The organism is Solwaraspora sp. WMMA2059 (genome assembly GCF_027497315.1).
GTDB lineage: Bacteria > Actinomycetota > Actinomycetes > Mycobacteriales > Micromonosporaceae > Micromonospora_E.
In genome coordinates this window covers 6507437-6524454 of record NZ_CP114908.1, presented here as the reverse complement: position 1 = coordinate 6524454, position 17018 = coordinate 6507437, and the positions used below count along the sequence as shown (strand labels likewise).

Here is a 17018-nt window from a genome sequence, read left to right as displayed (position 1 = left end):
CCTGCGACCTGGAGCGCGCTCCAGGTCAAGCGGTACCGTCGGCGGTATGACGGCCTACTCACCCGCCGAGGCGGCGGCCCGGTCCGGCTTCTCGATCGACACGCTGCGCTACTACGAACGGGAGGGCATCCTGTCGCCGGTCGCCCGCAACTCCAGCGGGCGCCGCGTCTACAGCGACGACGACCTGGGCATGCTCGACTTCCTGCGCTGCCTGCGGGACACCGGGATGCCAATCGAACGGCTACGCCGCTACGGCGAACTGTGCCGTGACCCGCAGACCATCCCGGAGCGGATCGCGCTGCTGCGCGAGCACGCGGACGCGGTCGAGCAGCAGATCGAACAGCTGCACCGCTGGCGGGCCCGCCTCGGTGAGAAGCTCGCCTGGTACCAGGGCCAGGCGGCGGACACGACCGCAGCCGAGGGCTAGTCTGCCGGCTTTTCCACCGACCACCCCGCACCATGGGAACAGCAGGTCAAACGGGGTGAGGAGAGCGATCGTGGCAGCACCGGTGGACAGCGTCGGCAAGGATCTGCAGGCGATGCGAGCGGGCGCCGAACGGGCCCGGACTGCCGCAGCGGCGGCCCAGCACGAAGCCGAGCGGGTCGCCGGTCAGGCGGCGGCCGGCGGCTTCAGCGGCATCGTGGCCGGCATGATCCAGGTACGCAACACGCTGAAGGAACTGCAGGCCGGGCTGACCATGGTCACCGGCACGCTCGACGAGGTGGCGGCCACGGTGGTGCCGGTGCCGAGGGAGCCGTCACCGGCGGAGGTGCTGGCCACGCTGGGTCGGGCCGGCGACAAGCTGCGCGCCGTCCGCGACGGCATCGGCGCGGCCGCTGCGAAGGCCGACGAGGCGGCAGGGCTGGTGGCGCGGGTGCTGCAGGGCGGCGACCCGGCCCAGCTGCTCGGTGCGCTCGGCACTGTCAAGGAGACGCTGGCGGCGGTACGGCAACGCGCCGGCGTCGTCGACGAGTCGCTGACCGCTGCCGCCGCCACCGCCCGCCGGGTCGGCGCGAAACCGGGCAGCTGACGGTCGGCCGCCGTCGATACTCGGCCGCCGTTGACGTTCAGCCGCCGCCATCCGGCCGTTCCGCTGCACACAGCTCGCGGGAAATGGTGTGATTTGTGCGGGTCGACAGCCTTCGTTGGTTGCCGGCGCGGCAGGCAGCCGGCGATGTGCCGGACGGCCCCGAGAAGGAGAGGCGATGCGTTTCAACCCGCTCGAAGAAACCGGCATCCCGCTGGAAAAACAGCTACGGAGCTGGTCCGAACTGAACGTCGAGCCGTACGAGCCGCACGGGGTCGATCCGTACACCCGGTGCCGGGTGATCGTGATGAACGGGATCGAGGTGGAGGCGATCACGTTCAGCCACCAGATGAACCGGCACGTCGACGACATCGAGTTACGGCAGAAGCTCGCCTACCTGCGCTACATCGAGCAACAGCAGCAGAAGGCGATCAACTGGATGATCCCCGGCCAGGAGTCGGTGCTGGAGGTCGTGCTCGGGTACGAGCAGGTGGCGACCGACATCACCGCCTGGGTCGCCCGCAACGAGCCCGACCCGTACCTGCGGCAGAACTACAAGTTCGGCCTGCTGGAGGACTTCGACCACCTCTACCGCTACTCCAACCTGTACGAGCTGACCCAGGGCAAGAAGGCGCAGGCGATCGTCGACTACCTGACCGAGGTCATGCCGGGGCGGCCGACGTCGCACCACCACCGCCACCCCGAGGACAACGTCCGCAAGCACTACGACAAGCACACCGTCGATCCGCTGTCACGGATGCACGCCATCACCATCACGGCCGCCGAGCAGCAGACGATGAACTACTACATGAACGTGGGGCCGGAGTTCGTCGAGCCGATCGCCCGGGGTCTCTACCTGGAGATCGCGATGGTGGAAGAGGAACACGTCACGCAGTACGAGTCGATGCTCGACCCGGCGGAGAGCTGGCTGGAGCAGCTCGTCCACCACGAGTACAACGAGTGCTACATGTACTGGTCGTTCGCCCAGGACGAGGACGACCGCCGGATCAAGCAGGTCTGGGAGCTGAACCTGGCGATGGAGATCGAGCAGCTCAAGGTGGCGGCCGATCTGCTGCGCCGGTACGACGGCCGGGAGCCGGAGCAGATCCTCCCCGCCGAGATGCCGCAGCCGACGAAGTTCCAGCCGAACAAGGACTTCATCCGCGAGGTGATCGCCGAACAGGTGGACATCACCACGTTCGGCACCGGTTTCGTCGCCGAGTGGCCGGAGCGCTACATCAAGCACATGGCGACGGTCAACGCCGGTGGCGCACCCAGCGAGCAGGTCATCGACGAGAACGCGCAGCGCAACGGCCGGGAGTACCGCAATATCACCGACGGCCCGTACCCGGCCGAGCAGTACGCCCACGAGAAGGTCCGAGAGGAGGTCGCGCGATGACGCCCAGTGCCGTACGCACCGAGACCGGCGCGATGATCAAGCCCGGCCCGATGGTGACGGTCACGCCGGAGCGGGCGGTGGACGACGACCGACTCGCCGCCTTCGCCACTGGCAGTGGTCTGAACGGCCCGTTCCTGGCCGACCAGCTCTCCGCGTGGAAGACCCACGACCTGATGGGGGTCCACCTGTTCGCCATGCTGACCCGGCGCACCCCCAACCCGATCCTGGCCGGACTGTACGGCCGGCTCAGGACATCGGCCAGCGAGCGGGTGCAGACCTGGGAGGCGCTGATCGGCGAGCTGGGCGGCATGCCCAAGTACGTCAGCCCGACCGCCCGGATGACCGGCGGCATGGACGAGAAGATCATCTCGTCGTTCCTGATGAACGGCTCCGGTGACGAGCTGACCTTCGAGACGGCCGGGCTCAACGCCGCGTTCGCCACCCTGTCACTCGGCGTGCTCAACGCGCAGTCGCTGACCAACTGCGCGGAGAAGGCCGACGACGGCCAGGCCAAACAGGTGATGCAGGCGGCGGCCACCCGGCTCGGCGGGTCGGCGCAGGAGGGCCTGTCCGAGGTCGAAAAGGCGTTGAGCGCCAGCATGCTCCTGCAGGTCAGCAGCGGTACGGCCCAGAAGGTGATGCACGGCGTGGACAAGGCCGCCAGCAAGATCAAAAACACGCTGCGCTCATAGTACGGACCCGTGGCGGGTTCGTAGCTGATAGTCAAAACTCTCACCGGCCACCAGAATGGCTGCCGTGGAGACCATCTCGATCACTGAGGCCAAGGCTCGAATCGCTGAACTCGCCGATCGGGTCGCCCGGCAGCACGACCGCTACACGATCACCCACAACGGCCACGCGGACGTCATGCTGATCTCGGTGGCCGAGTACGAGTCGATGCGGGAAACGCTGGAACTGCTCTCCGACGCCGAAGCCCTCGCAGATCTCCGCCAGTCCAGGCAGGACTTCGCCTCGGGCGACACGTTCTCGATGGACGAGGTGCTCGGCGAGCTGAAACGACGTCGGAACACCGAAGCCAAGTAGGTCGTCGAGATCCAGCCGATCCGCCACCGACGCGACGCCTACCGCTCCTGACCGGCAACCGTCGTCACGGCCCCAATCCTGGCGGACCATGTACGCGATGTGAGGCTGAGATACCTATCCCGTTTGCCGATAGGTATCTCAGCCTCACATCGTGAGAGCCGTCGCCGGTAGCGAGCAGTCAGGCGGTGAAGGTGCTGGTCCTAGTGGCGGTGATGAAGGCGGACCAGCTCGCCGGGGAAATCACCAGCACCGGTCCGGCCGGGTCCTTGGAGTCCCGCACGCCGACCACCCCGCCCAACTCGTCGGCCACCTCGACGCACTGGCCCTGATCGTTGGAACGGGTGCTCTTGCGCCACGTCGTGTCGGCCACCTCGACGCAGTGACCCTGATCGTTGGAACGGGTGCTCTTGCGCCACGTCGTATCGGCCACCTCGACGCAGTCGCCCTGATCGTTGGAGCGGCTGCTCTTACGCCAGGTGGCGGTGGACAGGTCGATCATGACTCGTACTCCTTTGCGGTCCGGGCGAGGAGGTCACGTGTCGCGGCCTGACCGAGCGCGGCGGCCGTCAGGTCATCGAAGGCAATCGTATAGCGCTCGGCCTCATCCGGGCGGTCCAGAAAGAGGGCACCGGTGAGGCCCTCGACGTAGACGGTGGTCGGCTCCAGCTCGGCCGGGAAGTCGAGCATAGTGAAGGCGCGCGACAAGGTTCCACCGTGGATGCCGGCGCTGAACGGGATCAGCCGGATCGACACGTTCGGCAGCTCACTCGCCTCGGCCAGCCGGCGCAGCTGGGCAGCCATGATCGCCCCGGAGCCGGCCGGGCGACGAACTAGCGCCTCGTCCAGCACGATGTCGAACCGAGGCAGGATCGGCTCCATCCGGGTGAGCAACTGCGCCCGCTGCAACCGCACCGCCACCCGCTGCTCGATCACCTCCGGCGACAGGCGCAGCGGGCTGCGGGCGAAGACCGCTGTGGCGTACTCGCGGGTCTGCAGCACGCCGGGGACGAGCTCGGTGTGAAATGCGCGGAGGTGGGAGGCGGCCTCCTCCAGGCCGATGAACAGCTCGAACCAGGACGGGATGCTGGCGTAGTCGTGCCACCAGCCCTTCTCCTTGGTCTTCGGAGCCAGCGCGGCCAACGCCTCGACGGTCTTCAGGTCCGCGCCGTACAGCTCGCAGAGCAGCACCACGTCCTCGGCGCGGATCGGCACCTCACCGCGCTCCATCCGCAGCAGCTTGGTCGCCGACCAGTCCAACTCCCGGGCCGCCGTGGTCTGCGGGACCCGGGCCAGCCGCTCACGCAGCCGACGCAGCTCCCGACCGAGCTGGCGTCGCGGTACCGACGAGTTCAACAGGGCCGAGGACATTGGTACCACCTCCTGGAATTGATCACCTGCGGATTGATCATGCACGTCTGGCAGGTCAGATCTCGGTCGACCGAGGTCTATTCGACTGACTGGCCATATCTCTACCACATGGCCCCGACACTGTTGCGTTGGCGCAGATTGACCGACAGACTCTTCTTCGTTCGGGAACGGGATCGAAGCGCCGCAAATCGGCGCTGACCTTTCGTCGACGAATACGGCATGACCGATCGGTGGGCCGGCAAACCATCCGAACGGTCAGCGCCATTCTCCCCAATCAGGCGTGGCGGCCGGCACGGCACCCCCGAGCCGTCCGGCCGCCACGCCGCCGGAGAAACCCCAGCTCACCACGCTTACGCGAGAGGGTGAAGCGATGCCGTCGATCGGCCTCGGGATCGCCATGACGAGCTCCGCCATGATCGGATTTCTCGCCGGACTGCTGAGTTTCAAGGCGAAGAGCCGCTGGTGTCCGGACTGCGGAGCGATGACCTACCCGCAGCCGCCACCCCCGCCGATGTAGACAGCAACGCCACAGCACTGCCGATCTACGTGCAATTTCCACGACGACCAGTGAAACCGCAGAACAGTAGTCTCGGACGACTATCTCGGACGGCAATCCCGACGTGAGGAGAATCATGGCGTACCGCAATGACAAGCCCGACCGGTTCACCCGCCGGCCGCAGCCGTCGGAACAGATCAACCGACGGCCAACAGCGGGACGTCCGCCGCTGCCGAGCCGGGTTCCCGGCGAGACCGACATCGACACCGACCCGCGCTTCAACCTGGTCGGGGCGCATGGCGTCGCCCCGGCGCCCCGCGACGGCGGACACGACCGGATCGACGACGGGCATGACACCGCCGACCACGGTCACGCCGACGGCGACGGCGACGGGCCGCAGTCGGACGGCGACCTGGCGCTCGTCGCACAGATCGCCAAGCGGATGGCCGAGCGGCACATGCCGGACCGGACCGGCGGCTGCCGACACTGTGGAGGCACGTACTGCGAACTGTTCCTGGAGGCGCTCGCGGTGCTGGACCGACGCGACCGGGCCGCCGCCCGACGGATCCGCGCCGTCCTGCAGTACGCCGGCCTCACCCCGCCCTGACCCGCACCGCCCTGACCCGCACCGCCCTGGCCGAGCACCATTCTGGCCGACGCCCGGCGTACGCCCGCCGGCGCTGCTCACGCCCCGGTGTCCTCCGTGATCCGCCCGTCGCGGACCTGTACGACGCGGCCACAGCGGGCGGCCAGCCCTGGATCGTGGGTCGCGATCATCAGCGAGGTGCCGAGCCGGTCCCGCAGGCCGAAGAGCAGGTCGATGATCTCGTTTCCGGTCTGGCTGTCCAGGTTGCCGGTGGGTTCGTCGGCCAGCACCAGCATCGGATCGTTGATCAGCGCCCGGGCGATGGCGACACGCTGCTGCTGCCCGCCGGACAGCTTCGACGGCAACGAGTCCTCTCGGCCGGTGAGCCCGACCGCGCCGAGGAGCTGCTTCGCCCTGGCCCGCTTGTCGAAACCGACCTTGTACGGCAGCAGCGGCGCGATGACGTTGTCCGCGGCGGTCAGGGTGGGCAGGAGATGGAAGCGCTGAAACACGAATCCGATGCGCCGCCGGTGCTCCGCCAGACGGCGCCCCTTGACCCCGGTGACCGACTCACCGGCGACCTCGATCGTGCCGGAGTCGGGCGTGTCCAGCGCCCCGATCAGGTGCAGCAGCGTCGACTTGCCTGACCCGGACGGCCCCATCACGGCGACGATCTCCCCGCCGTCCATCTCGAAGTCGATGTCGCGGCAGGCGTGGATCGGCTCGCTGGCCTCCGTACGGTAGGTCTTCGACAGGCCGGTCACCCGGACCATCGGCTGGCTCTTCCCAGGGCTCGCGCTGCCCGGTTCAACGACGGGTGAAGCCATCGGTCTACTCCTCCACCAGCAGGCGGGTCACCGGGTGGCGCCGCAGCGACTGGATCGGTGGGATGGTCGCGACGGCCGCCGCGAGCACGCCGACACCCGCCACGATGGCGGCCACCGGCAGCAGCCGGGCCAGACTGGCCTCCGGCGTGCCACCGGCCAGCAGCACCGCGAGACCGAGCCCGAGGACAGCTCCCGGGACGGCTCCGAGCAGGCCCAGCAGCACGCCCTCGGTGAGAACCAGGCGGGCTGTCGAAGCGTGTGTCCAACCGGTCGCCTGCAGCGCGGCGAACTCGGCGGCCCGCTCCCGTACGTTCAGGAACACCACGTCGGCGATCGCGACCGTCGCCAGGACCAGCATCGCCACCACGGCGGCCAGGTCCGGCCCACGCACCTGGACGGCGATCGCGTCACCGAGCAGGCTGCCGACCAGGACACCCTGGAACGCCCAGGTGATGGCGACCAGCAGCGTCAGCGCGGTCACCGCGACGGCCAACGCGGCGCAGCCCAACGCCGTACGGCCCGGTGTCCGGCGGAGATTGACCACCGCGAGGCCGGTGAGTCCGAGGAACAGCCGGGCGCGGCGGCCAGTGACCACGGGTGGCCGGACCGCTGCCATGGGATCGGCCCGCGACGCCTGCACCGCCGGGATCAGGCCGGCGGCAAGGGATACCAGGATCGCCGCCGGGACGGCGAGTACCGCCCGGGACCACGACACGTCAGCACCGACCGGAACGGCGACCAGCCACGCCGCCACTGAACCCAGGGCACCGGCGACCAGCCCGATGAGCAGCAGCTCGCCCAGAATCACGGCGAACAACGACCGGCGCGGCCAACCCAGGCAGGCGAGTACGCCGAGTTCGGTACGCCGGGCGCGCACCGCTGCGGCGGACGAGTTGCCGATGAACAGCGCACAGACCACGAGGACCAGGACGAACAGGATCAGCGACTTGCGCTCCACCGCTTCGCTGATCACCACCCCGACGCCCTTCTTCGACCACCATTCGGTGAGTGACAGGTCGGGTCGGCCGAACTCGCCGGCAGGCAGCGCCACGGTCCGCTCGGTCGGCGACGAGCCGACGGTGATGTCGACGTGCAGGCCGGTCTCCTGCGCGATCCGCTCCGCTACCACCCGGACCCGTTCCCGGGACACCTCGTCGATGCCGGTCACGCCGGCGACCCGCACCCGGACCGCCGCCACCGGCCCCGGCCCGGAGGACCGGTCGAAGCTGCCGTAGAAGGACTCGGCCGAATCCAGGGTGGTCAGCAGCAGCGGCGGCTGCTGCAGATAGCCGGCCGGGTTGCTGGACGGCAGTAGTGACGCTCCGCCCAGCAGCCGCCGCGAGGTCTCGTCCGCGCCCTCCAGACCGGGCGACTGGTAGGCGCCCAGTGGCACCTCGGACAGGGCCGAAAAGGTGTCGATCAGCGCCGGATCGAACCGGCCGGTCAACGTGAGCTTGGGGTTGATCACCTTTCGGCCTACGGCGCGTTCGTGCCGTTGCAGCTCACGAAAACTCCGGTCGTCGGCCGCGACCGGCGCGGTACCGCTCCGACCGCCGAGCGCCCCCTGCCACACCTCGCTCGCGACCGCCTGGTCCCGGGGGATCAGCGCGCCGTCGGGCCCGGTTCCCCACTCGACCGGTCCAGCCGTCCAGTAGGCTCCCACAGTGTTGCCGAACGTATGTCCGAGGTCGCGCAACAGGAACGCGTCCGCGGCATTGCCGTCGACCTCAATCGACTTGACCGGGACCCCGGAGGCGCTGGCGGCGAAACTGTCCGCAGCGGTGATGCTCTCCCTCGTTCCGACGAACTGTTCCGCGACATCGCGCGGCAGTTGCTCGACTTCCACGATCGCCTGCTGATCGACGTAGCTGTCGCTGGCCGCGATCACCGGGATCGTCCGGGTCCAATCGTCGTCCTCCCCGGCCACCGCATCCCGGCTGTCCGGCAGATAGCTCCCGGAGACCATCGCTTCGTCCAGACCGATCAGCTCCGCCTCGGCCGCTGGGTCGATGGCAGCCAGGACGTACGGAATGCGCCAGTCGAGCAGGAACGCCCGGTCGGCGTACTCACGGCTGTCCTCGTTCAAGGAGTAGCACTGCACGCTCTCGGTCAACGTCGATTCCTCCGACGATCCGGCTTGGAGGTCGACCGCCTTGCCGCAGATGTTGACCCGCGCGCCGGACGGAAGGATCTCGTCCAGGAAGCTGCCGAACGGGTTCTCGTCGGAGATTTCGACGATGTCCCGGTGCGCGACCGGATTCGGAGTGAAGTAGACGTAGGCTTCGTCCGGCCCGATCGTGCTCAAGCCACGGTCCATGCGCCAGTTGACGGTGAGCCGGAAGGCCGACCGTTCTCCGTCCGGCACGACATCGGCCAGATTCACCGGGACACGAAGCTCCGGGACGGCCATACCGATGAGGGCGATCGGTGCCGCCACCTCCACGCCGGACAGGCCGCGGATCGTGTCGAACTGTTCCAGGCTGATGCCGCCGGGTGCCTCGGTGAGGAAGTTGGGGCGAACCACCCCGGTCGCCGTCTCCTGCTCGGAAATCGATACCGCTGGGCGGACGAGGATGTCGTACGCGGTGCGGGCGTTCGCCTCCACCGTGCCGATGACGTCGAGTCGTGCCGTCTCGGCCGTGCCGGTGAGCACCGTGAAACTGGTGACCGCGACGAGAAGCCCGACCAGCAGCGCGACCGACCGGGTCCATCGACGGATGATCTGCGACCAGACGATCCGCAACACCGTTACAACCTAGCGGTTGCGCAGAGTGGACACCACGGTGCCGGTGACCTCGCCGAAGCCGATCGTCGTGCCGGCCGGGCCGGGGGCAGTGGCCGAGATGACGACGGTGTCGCCGTCTTCGAGGAAGGTGCGCTCGGACCCGTCCTTCAGTTTGATCGGCTCGGTGCCGCCCCAGGTCAGCTCCAGGAACGAGCCGACCTGGTCACGCCGGGCCCCGGAGACGGTGCCGGAGGCGTAGAGGTCGCCGGTGCGCAGCGACGCGCCGTTGACGGTCAGGTGCGCCAACTGCTGCGCCGGGGTCCAGTACATGCCGGCGAACGGCGGCTCGCTGACCCGGGTGCCGTTCCACTCGACGACGATCGACAGGTCCAGGCCGCGCCGTGACGCCTCAGCGAGGTACGGCAACACCGGTGGGTCCTGCGCCGGGGCCGGCACCCAGGCGTGGTCGAGGGCTTCCAGCGGCACCACCCACGGGCCGACCGAGGTGGCGAACGACTTGCCCAGGAACGGGCCGAGCGGCTGGTACTCCCAGGCCTGGATGTCGCGGGCCGACCAGTCGTTGACCAGGGTCACACCGAACACGTGATCGGCGAACCGGTCGGTCGGCACCGGGTCGCCGAGCGCGGTCGGCACCCCGACGACGAAGCCGACCTCGGCTTCGATGTCGAGCCGGCGGGACGGGCCGAAGACCGGGCCGTCGGAGCTGCGCCGCTGGCCGCTGGGGCGCACGATCGGCGTACCGGAGACGACGACGGTGCCGGCCCGGCCGTGGTAGCCGATCGGCAGGTGCCGCCAGTTGGGGGTGAGCAGCGGCTGGCCTGGGCGGAAGATCTGTCCGACGTTGCTGGCGTGCTGCTCGGACGAGTAGAAGTCGACGTAGTCACCGACCGCGAACGGCAGCACCAGGTCCACCTCGGACAGCGGGATCAGCAGCGGCTCGACGGCGGCCCGGTGTTCGGGCTCGGTGAACAGTTCGACGATCCGCCGCCGCACCGTCGTCCACTGTGCCCGGCCGAGGGCCAGGAAGGCGTTGAGGGTCGGCTCGCACAGCGCACCGCCGGCGAGGATCAGGTCGGCATCCTCCGCGCCGCGCAGGTCGAGCACGAAATCGGCGATCCGTACGCCGAGCCGCCGCTCACCACCACCGCGGCGGAAGGCACCGTACGGCAGGGTCTGCACCCCGTACGGTGAGCCGTCGGCACCGGGCACCCAGCAGGTCGTCACGCGAATCCTCCGTTGATCAGCCCCAGCCGGACCAGGTCGGTCAGCGGGTCGGTGATGCTGCACGACCCGAAACCTACCCAGAGCGGCCGGTCGGCACCGCCGCGCGTACGGGCCGGCTCGATCAGCCGGGCGGCGTCGGTGGTGGCGAGCAGTTCGGCGACCTCGGCGACCTCCGCGCCCTCGGCGGCGGTGATCGTGGCGGCGAGCACGTTGAGGAAGCCGTGGTGGGTGAAGCCGGTCTCCGGGTCGGTGTCGCGGATGGCGTGGTGCAGGCCGGCGGTCAGTTTGAACGGCAGCGCCCGGTCGCGGCAGGCGCAGATGACGGCGGCCAGCTCGACCGGGGTGGGGAACAGTTCGGCGGCCAGCCCGCCGGTGCGGAACTTGGCGGCGACGTCAACGCCGCCGGCCCGCGCCTCGGCGAGGCTGTCCAGGGCGGCGAGCAGCCCCCAGGTGAGCGGCACCTCCGCGTACCCGCTGATCTTGGGCCAGCCGGCGAGGGCGGTGAGCAGCGCGCGCAGGCCGGGTTGCGGGTCCTCGCCGCGTTTGGCGACGGCGACCTCGACCTGCCGGGGCCGGATCCGGTCGGTCGGCAGCGCCTCGACGGCGGCCGGCAGCGCGGCCACGCCGGTGTCGCCGATCAGGCCGATCTCCAGCTCGTCGCCCGGCCCGACCAGCCGCCGCGCCGCGCCGATCTCGGACGCGGGCAGCAGGAACGGGCCGACCAGGTCGGTGTACCAGGCGGTGCGGTGGCCGCGGTGCGCGGTGATCGCGTCGGGCAGGTCGGCGTTGCCCGGCGGGAAGACCGCGGCGTCGTCGACGAGGCCGGTGAAGATCCTGGGTACCTGCATTGACACGCCTTCGAACCTAGTGGATTCTACGATTAACGGACAACAGCGTCCGATTATCGGACGCTACCGGCCGGTCAACGGGGAGATACGGAGGGTAATCATGCCCTACTACCGCAGCGTTGGCGAGATCCCCCGCAAGCGCCACACCCAGTTCCGCCAACCCGACGGCATCCTGTACGCCGAGGAGCTGATGGGCCAGGAGGGCTTCTCGTCCGACTCGTCCCTGCTCTACCACCGGCACCTGCCGACCGCCATCGTCGCCGCCGAGTCGTACGACCCGCCGCCGACCCGCCGGCTGCCGAACCACCCGCTCACCCCACGCCACCTGCGTACCCACAAACTGGACACCGGGCACACCGACGCCGTCCTCGGCCGGCAACCGCTGCTCGCCAACGACGACGTGCGCATCTCGTACGTCGTCGCCGACCGGCCGTCCCCGCTGTACCGCAACGCCACCGGCGACGAGTGCCTGTACGTCGAGTCCGGTGCCGCCCGCGTCGAGTCCAGCTTCGGGGTGCTCGGCGTCACCTCCGGCGACTACGTGATCATCCCGACGTCGGTGGTGCACCGGATCGTGCCGGTCGACGACGTGCCGCTGCGGCTGCTCACCGTCGAAGCCACCGGCCACATCGGACCACCTAAGCGCTACCTGTCGGCACGCGGCCAGTTCCTGGAACACGCGCCGTACTGCGAACGCGACATCCGCGGGCCGGGCAAACCACTGCTGGTCGACGGCACCGACGTCGAGGTCTACGTGCGGCACCGGCAGGGCTGGACCCGGCACGTGTACGCCCACCACCCGTTCGACGTGGTCGGCTGGGACGGACACCTCTACCCGTGGGCGTTCAGCATCCACGACTTCGAGCCGATCACCGGCCGGCTGCACCAGCCGCCGCCGGTGCACCAGACGTTCACCGGCCCCAACTTCGTGATCTGCTCGTTCGTGCCGCGCAAGGTCGACTACCACCCGCAGGCGATCCCGGTGCCGTACAACCACCACAACGTCGACTCCGACGAAATGCTGTTCTACACCGGCGGCAACTACGAGGCGCGGCGCGGCTCCGGCATCGAGCAGGGCTCGATCTCGCTGCACCCCGCCGGGTTCACCCACGGGCCGCAGCCGGGCGCGGTCGAACGGGCGCTCGGTGCCGAGCACTTCGACGAACTCTCCGTCATGGTCGACACCTTCCGGCCGCTGGACCTCTGCGACGCGGCACTGTCCGTTGAGGACACCGGGTACGCCTGGACCTGGGCCGGCAACGCCCGCTGACCGGCATACCGCCGACCCGACACGGCCTGTCCAGCCGCTGATCCGGCGCGCTACCGCTGGTCCGGTGGTCGGGCGGTGGCCGAACGCAGCACCATGAACTGGGCAACGGCGGCCGCGACGATCGCCGACACCAGCAGCCACGGGGTGGCGATCGCCGCGTAGCAGAAGATCAGCACCGGGGCGGCACCCACCGCGTACACCGCCGTCGCCAGCCGGCGGTCCGCCAGCTGCGACACCACCTCGGTGATCCGACCCGGCACCCGCCGGGCCAGCACCCAGACCAGCACGAATCCACCGAGCGCGGCGACCACCGCCCAGCCGCGCGACGCCGCGCTGCCGGCCAGGCAGGCCACCGTCACCGCCGCGATCATGCTGTAGCCGGCCCCGATCAGCACCAGCCGGCGCAGCTCCTCCTCGGGCGTCGGCGGCCGCTCCAGCCGGGGGTCCATCGGCGCCGACCCGGGCGACTGCGGTGCCCACCGGGATGGCCGGGCCGGCGAGGGCTGCGGCGGCGGGGGCGGTGCCATCGCGGTGGCCCGTTCGGCGAGCACCGCCAGCTCGGCGGCGTACCGCCGCTGTTCCAGGTGGATCACCCCGACGTCATGCTGCGCCTCACCGATCAGCGGGTCCAGCCGCAGCGCCTCCCCGTAGGCCCGGTGCGCCAGGTCGAACAGCTCCAGCCGGGCCCCGACCAGCCCCAGCACCAGATGTGCCTGGGCGTCCTGCGGGGCCAGCTCCACCCCGCGCCAGGCCGCGTTGAGCGCCGGCTGGCCGTTGCGCGAGCCGGCCAGGATCGCCGCCCCGCTGCGCTGGGCGTACGCGTCGTCCGGATACGTCGCCAGCAGGTCGGTGGCGAGCCGGGCGGCGTCGGCGTACCGCCGCAGATCGATCAGCGCCAGCCCGCGTACCACCAGCAGGGCGACCCGGTCCGGCGGACCGGACCGCGCGCCGGTCCCGGCATCGGCTGGCATGGCCGTCGCGGTCTCTGCCGGTGCGGCCGTCGCCGTGGCCTCGGCCGACCACGGGTTCGGCGGCTCGTCCGCCCACGCGTCGATTGCGGCGAGGGCCTGCTCCGGACGGTCGGCGGCGAGATGCACCCGGGCCAGCATGATCCGGGCGGCGACGCTGTCCGGTTCGAGGGCCACCGCGAAGCCGATCTCACCGGCGGCCTCGTCGTAGCGGCCCAGGTCAGCCAGCAGCCCGGCGCGCTGCAGGTAGCCGTCGACGTCGGTGGGCGGCTCGGGGGATGACTCGCTCGACACCTGTCGAGCCTATCCGGGCAGCCCGGACGGATAGACGAGCGCGACCGCCAGGCCGGCGAGGCCTTCGCCCCGGCCGGTCAGCCCGAGCCCGTCTGTGGTGGTGCCGGAAACGGTCACCGGGGCACCGGCGGCAGCACCGAGCACCTGCTGTGCCTCGGTCCGCCGGGGACCGATCTTCGGCCGTACACCGATCACCTGAATCGAGACGTTGCCGATCACGAAGCCGGCGGCGACCACCCGACGGGCCGCCTCGGCGAGCAGGTCCACCCCGGCGGCTCCGGCCCAGCGTGGTTCGGCGACACCGAAGTTGGCGCCGAGGTCGCCGAGGCCGGCGGCGGAGAACAGCGCGTCGCAGGCGGCGTGCGCGGCGACGTCGCCGTCGGAGTGCCCGGCCAGCCCTGTCTCGCCGGGCCAGTGCAGGCCGGCGACCCAGCAGGGCCGGTCGGCGGCGAAGGCGTGCACGTCGGTGCCGACACCCACCCGGGGAACGATCATGCCGGCGTGCCGCACGGGACGACCATCAAGGCAAGGGCGGTCATGAAGGCAGGGTACGGGTCGCCGGTTCGGTGGCGAGCAGGTGCTCGGCGATCACCAGATCGAACGGGCGGGTGATCTTGAGCGCCCGTTCCGAGCCGGGCACGCAGAGCACCGGTACGCCGAGCTTCTCCACCAGACCGGCGTCGTCGGTGTGCGGATCGACGGCGTCGGCGTGCGCGGCGGCCAGCACGTCACGCCGGAACCCCTGCGGGGTCTGCACGGCCCGCAGCGTCGACCGGTCGACGGTGGTCAGAACGGTCTCGTCGGCGTCCACCGACTTGATGGTGTCGACGACCGGGAGCACCGGGATGACGGCGTCGGCGCCGGCCCGGACCGCGGCGGCGACCGAGTCGACCAGGTCGGGTGGGGTGAGGGCGCGGGCCGCGTCGTGCACCAGGACGATCTGCGGGCCGGCGGGGACGGCAGCGAGCGCGGCGGCCACCGAGGCCTGCCGGTGCGCGCCGCCCGGGACCACGATCAGCGGCAGCCCGGCCGTGGCGGGGGCGAGCAGGTCGCGGACGGCGTCGATGTCGGCGGGTGGGGCGGCGACCACGATCACCGCGACCGAGGAGGCGGCGGCCAGTCGACGCACCGCATGTACCAGCAGCGGTACGCCGCCGAGTGGCCGGAGTGCTTTGGGTGCGCCGGGTCCGAGCCGTACCCCGGAACCCGCCGCAGGAACGAGGACCGCGACGTCACCGCGTTGCTGGAAGTGCGCGGTCACGTCGCGGTCCTCGTTGCAGGTGGCAACAGACTATCTATGGGTGGAGAGTTGCCTACGCGTCGGTGAGCACCTTGTCGAGCAAGGTCTCTGCCTCGTCCTTGGTGCTCTTCTCCGCAAGCGCGACCTCGCCGACCAGGATGTCCCTGGCCTTGGCGAGCATGCGCTTCTCGCCTGCGGACAGCCCCCGCTCCCGCTCCCGACGCCACAGGTCACGAACGACCTCGGCGACCTTGAGCGGGTTTCCGGATGCCAGCTTTTCGAGGTTGGCCTTGTATCGCCGCGACCAGTTGGTCGGCTCCTCGGTGTGCGGGGCGCGGAGGACATCGAAGACCTTGCCGAGGCCTTCTTCGCCAACCACTTCGCGCACGCCGACGATCTCGGCGTTCTCGGCGGGAACTCGCACCGTCAGGTCACCCTGCGCAACCCTGAGGACGAGGTACTGCTTCTCCTCGCCCTTGATGACACGAGTCTCGATTGCCTCGATGAGTGCGGCCCCGTGGTGGGGGTAAACAACGGTCTCGCCGACACTGAAAACCATAGGTTCGAAGCCCCTTTCGCTGTGTCTAGGGTAACACGCTCAGGCACCGATGTCCCGTCACAGTCCGAGCCGTAAGCGCAGGTCAGAGGGGCTGTGAGAGGTCTTTCTCGAGCTTGACACGCAACCGCCAGTAGGTTTTGAACACACTAAGTAACAACCAGATCAGCAGTCAGCTAACTGGTCGGACGTGCCAGATGGGACGCGTTTCGGCACTTCCAGCATATCGTCCGGCCGGTTCCCGTGCCCCAGCACTGGCGGAACCAGGTTCGTTGCGAGACCCTGATACCTAGACCCCGATCGACCCGGTGGGCGAGCGGCTGGGGGTGCTGTGGGCAGGACAGGCAACAACGGTGATGGGTGGTCGGACGGCGCCGGAGCGCCCGACGACCTGCCCGAGATCCCGCCCGAGTGGGGCCCGATCGTCATCCCGGACGATCCCGGGGCACTCGCCGAGGAAGCGGCGCAGGTCCGCCGGGAGCTGCACCGCACCCGTCGGCGGGACCACTGGCACCGGCGGTTCGGCATCCACCCCGGCGACACCGGCCGGGCCGGCGGCAGCGGGCACCGCCCGCACGAGATCGCCGCTCTCCGGCTGCCGTTGATCATCATGCTGCTGGCGGTCCTCGCCGCGATGATCAGCATGTTCACCGTCGCCTGGTCCGACCGGCCCCAGTCCACCGCCAGCCCGGCACCGTCGGCCCCCGCCACGCTGCCCGACCGCCCGCTGCCCGCACTCGACCTGATCGACGGCTCCGGCACCTCGGTCCCGGTCCGGTCGCTGCTGCCGGCGGCGTTCCTGCTCGTCGAGGGCTGTGAGTGCGCCGACCAGATCACCGCGGCGGCGGCCGCCGCCCCGGCCGGAGTCTCGGTCGTCGCGGTCACCAGCGGCGCCACCAGCCCCGGCACCCTGCCGCCGGTGCTCGCCGACCGTCTCGACACCCATCTGCTGGCCGACCCGGCCGCTGGAATCCGCAACTTCGTCGACGTCCCGGCGACCGCCGGCACCGCCACCGCGCTACTCGTCACCGAGACCGGCGAGGTCATCCGGCTGGTGCCGCAGGCCGACTCGGTCGAGACGTACCGCGCCGACCTGGCCCTGCTGGTCGGCCCCTGACCCCGCC

Annotated in this window: 19 protein-coding genes and 1 pseudogene; 9 read left to right on the top strand and 11 right to left on the bottom strand. The window is 70.1% G+C overall.

What is annotated here, in order from left to right; translation table 11 throughout:
- Window positions 1-46: 46 nt before the first annotated feature.
- The 5 genes from O7553_RS29885 (at window position 47) to O7553_RS29865 (ending at window position 3471) form a co-directional block, all read left to right on the top strand.
- Window positions 47-427, top strand: a complete 381-nt coding sequence (locus O7553_RS29885) for a MerR family transcriptional regulator (protein ID WP_281552843.1) — start codon at window positions 47-49, stop codon at window positions 425-427.
- 70 nt (window positions 428-497) lie between these two features.
- Window positions 498-1031 carry a DUF6244 family protein gene (locus O7553_RS29880; RefSeq protein WP_281552842.1) on the top strand — a complete coding sequence of 178 codons (534 nt, stop codon included), beginning with the start codon at window positions 498-500 and terminating at the stop codon, window positions 1029-1031.
- 175 nt (window positions 1032-1206) lie between these two features.
- On the top strand, window positions 1207-2427 hold the full coding sequence (locus O7553_RS29875) for a hypothetical protein (RefSeq protein WP_281552841.1): 1221 nt from the start codon (window positions 1207-1209) through the stop codon (window positions 2425-2427).
- Complete coding sequence (locus tag O7553_RS29870; RefSeq protein WP_281552840.1) at window positions 2424-3119, top strand: hypothetical protein; 696 nt, start codon at window positions 2424-2426, stop codon at window positions 3117-3119. The genes O7553_RS29875 and O7553_RS29870 overlap by 4 nt, the downstream gene beginning before the upstream one ends.
- A gap of 64 nt (window positions 3120-3183) precedes the next feature.
- Window positions 3184-3471, top strand: a complete 288-nt coding sequence (locus O7553_RS29865; RefSeq protein ID WP_348650020.1) for a type II toxin-antitoxin system Phd/YefM family antitoxin — start codon at window positions 3184-3186, stop codon at window positions 3469-3471.
- Between the two features lie 178 nt (window positions 3472-3649).
- Here O7553_RS29865 and O7553_RS29860 read toward each other — a convergent pair whose 3' ends face one another.
- The 3 genes and pseudogenes from O7553_RS29860 to O7553_RS29850 all read right to left on the bottom strand — a co-directional run bounded on the left by O7553_RS29860 (window position 3650) and on the right by O7553_RS29850 (window position 4839).
- On the bottom strand, window positions 3650-3901 hold the full coding sequence (locus tag O7553_RS29860) for a DUF397 domain-containing protein (protein ID WP_281555811.1): 252 nt from the start codon (window positions 3899-3901) through the stop codon (window positions 3650-3652).
- Window positions 3896-3970, bottom strand: a pseudogene (locus O7553_RS29855) (DUF397 domain-containing protein); the annotation flags it as partial. The pseudogene O7553_RS29855 and the gene O7553_RS29860, both read right to left, overlap by 6 nt.
- Window positions 3967-4839, bottom strand: a complete 873-nt coding sequence (locus tag O7553_RS29850) for a helix-turn-helix transcriptional regulator (protein WP_281552838.1) — start codon at window positions 4837-4839, stop codon at window positions 3967-3969. The gene O7553_RS29850 and the pseudogene O7553_RS29855, both read right to left, overlap by 4 nt.
- Before the next feature lie 370 nt (window positions 4840-5209).
- On the opposite strand from O7553_RS29850, the gene O7553_RS29845 reads away from it, so the two are divergent.
- The gene (locus O7553_RS29845) at window positions 5210-5356 is read left to right on the top strand and encodes a hypothetical protein (protein WP_281552837.1); all 147 of its coding nucleotides are present in this window, start codon (window positions 5210-5212) and stop codon (window positions 5354-5356) included.
- A 115-nt stretch (window positions 5357-5471) separates the two neighbouring features.
- Complete coding sequence (locus O7553_RS29840; protein ID WP_281552836.1) at window positions 5472-5942, top strand: hypothetical protein; 471 nt, start codon at window positions 5472-5474, stop codon at window positions 5940-5942.
- 77 nt (window positions 5943-6019) lie between these two features.
- On the opposite strand, the gene O7553_RS29835 is transcribed toward O7553_RS29840, so the two are convergent.
- Genes O7553_RS29835 through O7553_RS29820 form a run of 4 tightly spaced genes read right to left on the bottom strand, consistent with a single transcriptional unit; the run spans window position 6020 to window position 11572 of the window.
- Window positions 6020-6748 carry an ABC transporter ATP-binding protein gene (locus O7553_RS29835; RefSeq protein ID WP_281552835.1) on the bottom strand — a complete coding sequence of 243 codons (729 nt, stop codon included), beginning with the start codon at window positions 6746-6748 and terminating at the stop codon, window positions 6020-6022.
- Between the two features lie 4 nt (window positions 6749-6752).
- Complete coding sequence (locus tag O7553_RS29830; protein ID WP_281552834.1) at window positions 6753-9494, bottom strand: FtsX-like permease family protein; 2742 nt, start codon at window positions 9492-9494, stop codon at window positions 6753-6755.
- A gap of 9 nt (window positions 9495-9503) precedes the next feature.
- Window positions 9504-10718 (bottom strand): fumarylacetoacetase, encoded by a 1215-nt coding sequence (gene fahA, locus O7553_RS29825; protein ID WP_281552833.1) that lies wholly within the window; start codon window positions 10716-10718, stop codon window positions 9504-9506.
- Entirely contained in the window at window positions 10715-11572 is an 858-nt protein-coding gene (locus O7553_RS29820; protein WP_281552832.1) for a hypothetical protein, read from the bottom strand. The genes fahA and O7553_RS29820 overlap by 4 nt, the downstream gene beginning before the upstream one ends.
- A 94-nt stretch (window positions 11573-11666) precedes the next feature.
- On the opposite strand from O7553_RS29820, the gene O7553_RS29815 reads away from it, so the two are divergent.
- Window positions 11667-12836, top strand: coding sequence for a homogentisate 1,2-dioxygenase domain-containing protein (locus tag O7553_RS29815; protein WP_281552831.1), 1170 nt, complete (start codon window positions 11667-11669; stop codon window positions 12834-12836).
- 50 nt (window positions 12837-12886) lie between these two features.
- On the opposite strand, the gene O7553_RS29810 is transcribed toward O7553_RS29815, so the two are convergent.
- Genes O7553_RS29810 through O7553_RS29795 form a run of 4 tightly spaced genes read right to left on the bottom strand, consistent with a single transcriptional unit; the run spans window position 12887 to window position 15897 of the window.
- Window positions 12887-14098: a tetratricopeptide repeat protein gene (locus O7553_RS29810; RefSeq protein ID WP_281552830.1), complete on the bottom strand. Its 1212-nt coding sequence runs from the start codon at window positions 14096-14098 to the stop codon at window positions 12887-12889.
- A 9-nt stretch (window positions 14099-14107) separates the two neighbouring features.
- Window positions 14108-14593, bottom strand: coding sequence for a 2-C-methyl-D-erythritol 2,4-cyclodiphosphate synthase (gene ispF / locus O7553_RS29805; protein WP_281555810.1), 486 nt, complete (start codon window positions 14591-14593; stop codon window positions 14108-14110).
- A gap of 40 nt (window positions 14594-14633) precedes the next feature.
- Window positions 14634-15359: a 2-C-methyl-D-erythritol 4-phosphate cytidylyltransferase gene (gene ispD / locus O7553_RS29800; protein ID WP_281552829.1), complete on the bottom strand. Its 726-nt coding sequence runs from the start codon at window positions 15357-15359 to the stop codon at window positions 14634-14636.
- Between the two features lie 52 nt (window positions 15360-15411).
- Window positions 15412-15897 carry a CarD family transcriptional regulator gene (locus tag O7553_RS29795; RefSeq protein ID WP_123603804.1) on the bottom strand — a complete coding sequence of 162 codons (486 nt, stop codon included), beginning with the start codon at window positions 15895-15897 and terminating at the stop codon, window positions 15412-15414.
- Between the two features lie 328 nt (window positions 15898-16225).
- Between O7553_RS29795 and O7553_RS29790 the strand changes: the two genes are divergently transcribed.
- Window positions 16226-17011, top strand: a complete 786-nt coding sequence (locus O7553_RS29790) for a hypothetical protein (RefSeq protein WP_281552828.1) — start codon at window positions 16226-16228, stop codon at window positions 17009-17011.
- Window positions 17012-17018 lie beyond the last annotated feature (7 nt).

Bases quoted from the DNA above. Each gene is read 5' to 3' on its own strand.
- O7553_RS29845 (WP_281552837.1), top strand. From the start codon at position 5,210: ATGCCGTCGATCGGCCTCGGGATCGCCATGACGAGCTCCGCCATGATC.
- O7553_RS29870 (WP_281552840.1), top strand. From the start codon at position 2,424: ATGACGCCCAGTGCCGTACGCACCGAGACCGGCGCGATGATCAAGCCC.
- O7553_RS29885 (WP_281552843.1), top strand. From the start codon at position 47: ATGACGGCCTACTCACCCGCCGAGGCGGCGGCCCGGTCCGGCTTCTCG.
- O7553_RS29835 (WP_281552835.1), bottom strand. From the start codon at position 6,748: ATGGCTTCACCCGTCGTTGAACCGGGCAGCGCGAGCCCTGGGAAGAGC.
- O7553_RS29795 (WP_123603804.1), bottom strand. From the start codon at position 15,897: ATGGTTTTCAGTGTCGGCGAGACCGTTGTTTACCCCCACCACGGGGCC.
- O7553_RS29850 (WP_281552838.1), bottom strand. From the start codon at position 4,839: ATGTCCTCGGCCCTGTTGAACTCGTCGGTACCGCGACGCCAGCTCGGT.
- O7553_RS29875 (WP_281552841.1), top strand. From the start codon at position 1,207: ATGCGTTTCAACCCGCTCGAAGAAACCGGCATCCCGCTGGAAAAACAG.
- O7553_RS29840 (WP_281552836.1), top strand. From the start codon at position 5,472: ATGGCGTACCGCAATGACAAGCCCGACCGGTTCACCCGCCGGCCGCAG.
- O7553_RS29815 (WP_281552831.1), top strand. From the start codon at position 11,667: ATGCCCTACTACCGCAGCGTTGGCGAGATCCCCCGCAAGCGCCACACC.
- ispF (WP_281555810.1), bottom strand. From the start codon at position 14,593: ATGATCGTTCCCCGGGTGGGTGTCGGCACCGACGTGCACGCCTTCGCC.